The organism is Sphingopyxis terrae subsp. terrae NBRC 15098 (assembly GCF_001598815.1).
Taxonomy (GTDB): domain Bacteria; phylum Pseudomonadota; class Alphaproteobacteria; order Sphingomonadales; family Sphingomonadaceae; genus Sphingopyxis; species Sphingopyxis terrae.
This window is the reverse complement of sequence record NZ_BCZQ01000039.1, coordinates 1-6,235: the sequence shown is the minus strand read 5'-3', so window position 1 is coordinate 6,235 and position 6,235 is coordinate 1. Positions and strand designations below refer to the sequence as shown.

Genomic DNA, 6,235 nt, shown 5'->3' with positions numbered 1-6,235 from the left:
TTGCAATAGGTCATTTTCAGCGCCTTTCCGTAGATGTTTTCCATGAGTTTGCAGATTCACGTTGCGTTCCTTCCCACTTGAGGATGGCCGCGCCGCCCATCTTCCGCTGGTCGATCTGGGCCGCATAATATTCGATCATCTGGAGCGATTGGCCGGTGATGGCCTGCACTTCCTTGTGAGTGCAGCCGACTTCCAGAAGCGCGATGACGGCGTTCTTGCGAAGGCCGTGCGGGACGAATTTGCCGCCTGTGAATTTCTTGACCTCGGCGCGCAGCCGCTTGTCTGTGATCGGCTTGCCGCTGTCGTCCGCGAGGATCATGACGCTGGATTTCGGCGTGGCGTCCAATTCGCTCGCCAGCGCGCTGTGCAGTTTGATCGTCAGCCTCTTGCCGGTCTTTTGCTGGACCAGCTTCACATGCCCGTCATTGATGCTCGACCAGCGCAGATTGCAGACATCGCCAATACGCTGGCCGGTGTAGAATAGCAGATGGACGCCAAGCCGAATGATGCGATCGGTCGATTTTAGCGCCGCGTCGAGCGTCTCGTCGTCCCACGGCTCATGGCTGCCGGTGGCCTGTGTCTCGATGTCGCGGCACGGATCGACGGTGACAAGCTCGAATTGTCGGCCCCAGGAATAGGCGGCGCGCAGAACGGCGGCCACAAGGTTGCCTGTCGCCGCGGTCGTGCGGCTCTGGAACGTCAGCACGTCCTTGGGCCGCAAATCCTCCGCCTCTGCCTTCCCGAACGCCTTGCGGATATGACGAAAGGCATGACCGTAGGCCGTCTGCGAATTGTTGCTGAGCGCCTTGAATTTCGAGCTGCCCTCGTATCGGTGTAGAAGCTCATCGACGGTGATGATATTGGTCGGGCCTTGGCGCTTATCGCGGTTGGCCTTCATGACGTTATAGCTATCCCAGAAGCCGGGTGTGCCATAGAAGGGCAGGCGGTTGTAAACCTTCTTGTCGCCGCGCGTCAGTCCGGTATCGAAATAGGGATAGTGCTTGCCGCGCCGAAGCACGAATTTGACGTGCGGGACGCGAGCCTTAGGCCTTGTCATTTTGGTAGATCCATGACTCGTCGCGCCAGTCTTTCTTGCGCTCTTGCTGGGGCGCCTGTTCTAAGGCGATGCTGCCGTCCGGCGCAATCTCGATGCGCGTCACCACCATACCAGCTTCACGAGCGGCACGGATCGCGCGCTTGATTGCCGACGTGGTGAAATGAGCTGTCACCGCGCCCTCACCTTCTCAAGCTCCCCAAGCCGCCATGCTTCTGCATCGTTGAAGCTACCCGCCTCATGCAAAGGAGGGGGCGAGGGGATGCGCGTTTGTCCGTCCAGCGTGTAGGTGCCGGACGTTACCTTGACGGAGGGGGTGTGGAGGGAGTGGACGGCGTATGTCATGCTGCGCCTCGCTTCATCTGTCCGGATCGGTGGCGAAGTTTCGCAAGCGCCATGACGGTCGGCTTCAATTCCGGCGCTGCGTCATTATAGGCAAGCGTTCGCTTGAACCGCCCGCCGTTGAGGCGCGCAAGGACGCCGCGATCTATCGCCTCCCAATTGCTCGGGTCGGTGTTCTGCTTATTGCCGTCGAGGCATTTGAGCGCATGGCCTTCCGGAACGGGACCGTTCGCCTGCTCCCATAGCCAGCGGTGTTTTAGGACATAGCGGCGCTCGAATCCGGTGTGCGGGTTCGTCTCCGCGACACTGATCTCGACATAGCCATCCTTCGACACGCGCTCATGGCCGAGATACTGCGTATTGTGCGGCATATGGCCCTTCTTGAATTGCGTCCGGCGCGCGTTCGGATGACGACCGCCTTCGCCTTCCTGGCATTTCTTGCCCTTGTTCGGCGGCGCCTGCCCCTTGACGAATTTTCCGGTGCGGCCAGTCTTCCACCCCTGCGCCTTGCGGAGAGCGTGAAGTTTGCGCTCGGTCACGTCGGGGCGGTCGAATGAAGCCAGAAAGCCAGCCAGATATTCCTTGATCGGCAGCGCGCGATTGTCGCTGAGCCACTTGGTTTCTTCTGCGTTGAAGGTTCTCAGACGCCCCTTATAGCGAGCGCCGTCGCGGCCGACCTTCCAGCCTTTGCGCTTGCGAAGCTGGTTCAGGTGCGACAGCGAAACGTCATCACGTCCGAATTGCTCGACGAACGCGCGGTGATAGTCGGAAATCACCATGCGGTAATTTTCTTCCAGCCACGTCATCTCGGCATCGCTATACGGGATGCGTCCTCGCCTCATTCCGACGGCCCTTCGATCATCGGCAACGACTTCTTGAACCTGTCGCCGTGCTGCGCGATCAGGGTCGCCGCCTTGAGATGAAAATTGGCGTTGGCGATGATCTGATCGGATACAGCGACGATTGCGTCGGTCCGCTTCACTTCGGCCTCGATCTGCTCGGAGCTGATGCCTTCCTCGGAAAGCCGCTCCATCTGCGCGAACAGATGGTCGTTGAGATCTTTGAGGCGGTTCTTCGTCATTGGTCCATCCTTTCACGAATATGTGCGCTCACGCCGCCAGCCCCCGCACGACACTGAGCGGCGTGCGTTCATCCGACAGGTGCAGCGCCCGCCTTGCGCGCTCGCGATCCCGCTCGGCAATGGCCTCTGCCTGCCGATCGCGCGGGGCCGACCATGCAGGCGGCGTGGGAAGCAAGCGCCCACGACCACCGCGGCCGATACAGACGAACGCGGGGGCGCCGATGATGCTCTTGCGGTGGCCTCTGGGGGTCATGCTGATTGCCCCCTCATTTCACGCATTACCGCTTCGTATTTAGCACGCTGTTTGTTCTCCGGCTTGGCGGCCTCGATTTTTTCCGCTTCGGCCGCTTCGCGCTGTCGCTTAATTTCGCACCCCCATGGAGCGGCCCTGACCTCTTCGGCTGATATGAGAGAGACGTGCAGACCGCTCGCGACCATTTCACCGATTTCACGCCGATCACTCGCGTCCAATTTCCCGCCATGGGCGTAGACTACGCGCTCGCAACATGCGCACTTCGCAACCACGCACTTGCGCCCCTCGCTCACTTGCCCGCCCCCTTCGCCCCACCACGAACCCGCTTGCGGTCGCGCGCGAGCTTGTCGGGGTGCTTCTGAGCCAGCGGGCGCAGGCGTTCGATTTCGACCCTCGCTTCGTTCGCTGCCTTTTCTGCTGCAGCGACATCGGCGCGCAGACCATTTATCTGGCGCATGGCATCTTTCAGCCGCTGGTCTGCTCCGTCTCGCTCAACGCGCATGTCGTCGCGCTGGGTGGCCATATTCGACCATGCTGCGTAGGCCTTTTCCTCGGCTTCCCGCATGGCTTCATCATGCCGCTTCTTCGTGATAAACATGGCTTTTTGTCCTTCTACCAGTCGGCACGATTGGGGGCGCGTGCTGTGCCGACTGGATGACCGCGCACGCGGCGGGGGTTGAACCGTCAAAACGGAACAGGGTCGTCCAGATCGTCGTCGAATGAGGATTGCGAGGCTTCGACGCCGGAAGAATTGCCAGCCGAACCGCCGGACCAGTCATTCGACCAGCCGCCAGACGACGAGGACGATCCGCCAGACGAGCCCTGAGCGCCGTCGAGCATGACGAGCTTGCCGCCCATGCCCGCGATCGACACTTCGGTCGTATATCGGTCGTTGCCGTCCTTATCCTGCCACTTGCGGGTGCGAAGCTGGCCCTCGACGTAAATCTTCGAGCCCTTTTTCAGATAGCGCTCGACGACGCCGACGAGGCCGTCGCCGTTGATGACGACATTGTGCCATTCGGTCCGCTCCTTCTTCTCGCCGGTCTGCTTGTCCTTCCACGATTCCGACGTGGCGATGCGCATGTTCGCGATCTTGCCGCCGTTCTGGAACGACTTGATTTCTGGATCGGCGCCGAGATTGCCGATCAGGATGACTTTGTTGACGGAGCCGGCCATTATTCAGCCGCCTCCGCGTTCGTGCCGTCGTGCTGGTCGCCGTGATCTTCGTCGGTGCGGCCTTCTTCGGCAGCGGGCGATTCCTCGGTGATCGTATCGGCGCGGTCATCGGCAATCTGCTGTTCGATCATGTCGAGACGCGAGACAGGGGCCTCGGCGTCGATGACCTGGGCCGGAGCTTCGATATGCTTCATCGTCTCGTCGCGCTCGAAAACATCGTCGTCGCGATCAGTCGACATGGGCAGGCGCTTCGACAGGCGGCGCATCACGGTCTTGCGCGCCATTTCGCCCCACCATGATACCCACGGCCCATTGCCCTTCGCGCGGCTGACGTTGCGCACCTTTTCGATCTCTTCGAGGCTCATGACTTCGAGCAGGCGCGAACCATCTTTCAGGACCGCGGTCGCATAGGCGCCGATCGGCTTGCCGCGCTCCTTGTCGAGCGCAGGCGGGCTGTGTTCGACATCTTCGTCGAAGCCGTATTTGACGACGAAATGGTCATTCTCGTAAACGACCTGCGCCGAAACCTTCGACACATCGCCCGATTGCCGGATCTTCTTGAGGACGCCGGCGATCATCGGCATGGCCTGGACCTGCTGGCCGAACTTCACGAGCGCGGCTTCGCGGCCGTCGGGGAGCAGCCCGTCTTGCGCGAGGCGAACGATCGCGCCGAATAGGCTCTTGCGGTCGCAGTTGAGCAGGTCGGGGTTATTCTGGATCGCGGTCATCGCCACGCGGCTGAACTTCTCGACGGTGACATGCTGCGGCAGCGCCATCTTCAATTCCGGCTGCATCTGCGTCAGATTGTCGCGCAGAACCTGAATCGGGCTGGCCGGGCGACGTTCGGCTACGGCTTGGGACGCCATTACTTCTTCTCCTTCACGGTGAGGCGGCGATAGGAAGCGCGCCCCTTGATGGTCTGGCCGATCATGTCGGCGGTGATTTCGGTATCCGGCTTGCCTGCGATGACTGGCGCGCGGCAGGTGAAGCCGTCGACGATCGCCTCGGCATGATCGCCCAGCTTCTCCATGATCTCGGCCTTGCAGGCATCGACGCGGGCGCCGGCCAAAACTTCGGCCTCGCGCGCTTCGATAAACTCGCGCAGCAATTCCGGCATCCGATTATCGCGGCGCAGGTCGGTCGCTGTTGCTGTCGGGTTTCCGTAAAGCTCCCCGATCACGCGCCCGTCCTTGGCATAGTCCGGCTTTGGCGCCTTGCCATCGCGCACCGATTTCCAGAACTCGACGACGCGCGCCTCGATTTCCGCATAGAGCGCGGGCCGAAAATCATATTGGAAGCGCTGCAGGTCGTTGCCGCCGACGAGGACGATCACATCGCCCCACTGGACATTAGCGAGGCCCTGATAGCTCTGGCTTTGGAGCAGATAGTTCGCAAGCGGTTCGTCGCCCCATTCCTTGCGCACCAGCCAATCGGCAGTCTTGACTTCGAGGATACCGGGACCGCGGTCGGGGCAGATGACAAGCTTGTCGGGGTGTCCGCCGAGCCCTTTGCCATTGTCGAGGCGCTTTGGCGTTTCCTGCGGGACATATCCCCACCGATCGCAGGCCGCTTCGACAATGACGGGTTCGAGCCTGACGCCCCAATCGATGCGCTCATTCGTCGGCGAACCATCGGGGTTCTTGCTGTTGAACTCCGGCGTTGCGATCGTGCCGTTCTTCCGGTGCCACAGCTCGAAATGCGTCAGCCACGGACTTGCGTCGAACAGGGCAGCGACTTCGCTGGCGCCGACGACGGATGCGCGAAAAGCATCGTCGGACAGGTTGCGGGCCGGCGCGTTCACGACGCCACCACCGAAACAGCCGCGAAGAACAGGAAGAAGCCGAGCGCGGCCGCAGCGCCGAAAGCGAAGTCCTGCGTCGGGATCGAGCGGATGATTTCGCGGGGGGTCATGCGGTCACCACCGGCTTGTCCAGCCCGTTCAGTTTCGCCATCGCCTCAAGGTGCTTGACGATCAGCATGCTTTCATCGCCAAGCTTCGTTCCGCCGCGCGTTTCTTTCCAGTGTGCGCGCGCTTCCTTGAAGGTGAAATAGCGGCACCCGGCAATGATGCGCGGGCCATCCGGCGTCGCGACGACCGAGAATGTGTAATTGTCGGTGCGGACGGCGGTGATGTTGACGATTGAGACCCACGCATCGCCGTAGACCCACGCATCGCCGTAGACCCGCGCATTGCCGTAGACCCGCGCATCGCCGTAGACCCGCGCATCGCCGTAGACCCACGCATCGCCGGAGACCCACGCATCGCCGGAGACCCACGCATCGCCGGAGACCCGCGCATCGCCGTAGACCCGCGCATCGCCGTAGACCC

Annotated in this window: 11 protein-coding genes; all 11 read right to left on the bottom strand. The window is 61.6% G+C overall.

The window, feature by feature from the left end; translation table 11 throughout:
• Positions 1 to 16 precede the first annotated feature (16 nt).
• Positions 17 to 1,057 carry a tyrosine-type recombinase/integrase gene (locus STE01S_RS18325; protein ID WP_082813422.1) on the bottom strand — a complete coding sequence of 347 codons (1,041 nt, stop codon included), beginning with the start codon at positions 1,055 to 1,057 and terminating at the stop codon, positions 17 to 19.
• Positions 1,044 to 1,229 carry a hypothetical protein gene (locus STE01S_RS20565; protein WP_162928347.1) on the bottom strand — a complete coding sequence of 62 codons (186 nt, stop codon included), beginning with the start codon at positions 1,227 to 1,229 and terminating at the stop codon, positions 1,044 to 1,046. The genes STE01S_RS18325 and STE01S_RS20565 overlap by 14 nt, the downstream gene beginning before the upstream one ends.
• A 166-nt stretch (positions 1,230 to 1,395) precedes the next feature.
• Positions 1,396 to 2,202, bottom strand: coding sequence for an HNH endonuclease signature motif containing protein (locus STE01S_RS18320; protein WP_255266017.1), 807 nt, complete (start codon positions 2,200 to 2,202; stop codon positions 1,396 to 1,398).
• Between the two features lie 32 nt (positions 2,203 to 2,234).
• Complete coding sequence (locus STE01S_RS18315) at positions 2,235 to 2,477, bottom strand: hypothetical protein (RefSeq protein WP_062770487.1); 243 nt, start codon at positions 2,475 to 2,477, stop codon at positions 2,235 to 2,237.
• A 28-nt stretch (positions 2,478 to 2,505) separates the two neighbouring features.
• A complete protein-coding gene (locus tag STE01S_RS20560) occupies positions 2,506 to 2,730 on the bottom strand; it encodes a hypothetical protein (RefSeq protein ID WP_162928346.1) in 225 nt (74 codons plus the stop codon).
• Complete coding sequence (locus tag STE01S_RS20555) at positions 2,727 to 2,948, bottom strand: hypothetical protein (protein ID WP_162928345.1); 222 nt, start codon at positions 2,946 to 2,948, stop codon at positions 2,727 to 2,729. The genes STE01S_RS20560 and STE01S_RS20555 overlap by 4 nt, the downstream gene beginning before the upstream one ends.
• Before the next feature lie 71 nt (positions 2,949 to 3,019).
• Entirely contained in the window at positions 3,020 to 3,328 is a 309-nt protein-coding gene (locus STE01S_RS18310) for a hypothetical protein (RefSeq protein WP_062770484.1), read from the bottom strand.
• 86 nt (positions 3,329 to 3,414) lie between these two features.
• Positions 3,415 to 3,906: a single-stranded DNA-binding protein gene (ssb, locus tag STE01S_RS18305; protein WP_062770481.1), complete on the bottom strand. Its 492-nt coding sequence runs from the start codon at positions 3,904 to 3,906 to the stop codon at positions 3,415 to 3,417.
• Positions 3,906 to 4,772, bottom strand: coding sequence for a recombinase RecT (locus STE01S_RS18300; RefSeq protein ID WP_082813421.1), 867 nt, complete (start codon positions 4,770 to 4,772; stop codon positions 3,906 to 3,908). Before STE01S_RS18300 ends, ssb begins: the two co-directional genes overlap by 1 nt.
• The gene (locus tag STE01S_RS18295) at positions 4,772 to 5,707 is read right to left on the bottom strand and encodes a YqaJ viral recombinase family protein (protein WP_062770478.1); all 936 of its coding nucleotides are present in this window, start codon (positions 5,705 to 5,707) and stop codon (positions 4,772 to 4,774) included. Before STE01S_RS18295 ends, STE01S_RS18300 begins: the two co-directional genes overlap by 1 nt.
• A gap of 106 nt (positions 5,708 to 5,813) precedes the next feature.
• Positions 5,814 to 6,235 (bottom strand): hypothetical protein (locus tag STE01S_RS20720; RefSeq protein WP_218017008.1); only part of this gene is annotated, 422 nt, incomplete at its 5' end.

Bases quoted from the DNA above. Each gene is read 5' to 3' on its own strand.
- STE01S_RS18315 (WP_062770487.1), bottom strand. From the start codon at position 2,477: ATGACGAAGAACCGCCTCAAAGATCTCAACGACCATCTGTTCGCGCAG.
- STE01S_RS18300 (WP_082813421.1), bottom strand. From the start codon at position 4,772: ATGGCGTCCCAAGCCGTAGCCGAACGTCGCCCGGCCAGCCCGATTCAG.
- STE01S_RS18325 (WP_082813422.1), bottom strand. From the start codon at position 1,057: ATGACAAGGCCTAAGGCTCGCGTCCCGCACGTCAAATTCGTGCTTCGG.
- STE01S_RS18310 (WP_062770484.1), bottom strand. From the start codon at position 3,328: ATGTTTATCACGAAGAAGCGGCATGATGAAGCCATGCGGGAAGCCGAG.
- STE01S_RS20560 (WP_162928346.1), bottom strand. From the start codon at position 2,730: ATGACCCCCAGAGGCCACCGCAAGAGCATCATCGGCGCCCCCGCGTTC.
- STE01S_RS18320 (WP_255266017.1), bottom strand. From the start codon at position 2,202: ATGACGTGGCTGGAAGAAAATTACCGCATGGTGATTTCCGACTATCAC.
- ssb (WP_062770481.1), bottom strand. From the start codon at position 3,906: ATGGCCGGCTCCGTCAACAAAGTCATCCTGATCGGCAATCTCGGCGCC.